Raw genomic sequence first — 318 nt, 5'->3', positions numbered from 1 at the left:
TGGTATTGCTGATGATGTTGATGCCGCGATTGCAGCAGCAACACAAGCGGTTCAAACTGCAGAAGCTAAGCATGATGAATTGGTAGAGGCAATTGCTGCTAAAAATGGTGTGATCAGTCCAGCAACGCAAGTTCAATTACAAGCGATCAAAGATCAATTAGATGTGTTGAAAGGTACAGCACAAGGCTTGGTTGATGCATTACCTGCATCAGCAGCTAAAGATAGCTTAGATGCTCGTTTAGATGCTCTAGATACAGTTGTACCAGCAGTGAACGATACAGATAGCAATGGTATTGCTGATGATGTTGATGCCGCGAT

At 43.4% G+C, this 318-nt stretch carries 1 protein-coding gene; it reads left to right on the top strand.

The annotated features are described in order from the left end of the window. Window positions 1-318 (top strand): GA-like domain-containing protein (locus tag AC1M9K_RS14605; RefSeq protein ID WP_481589652.1); only part of this gene is annotated, 318 nt, incomplete at both ends.

This window comes from Acinetobacter sp. 24-47-67, from assembly GCF_056779735.1.
Note: the sequence above shows the minus strand (reverse complement) of the source record. Positions and strands in the feature narration are given on the sequence as shown.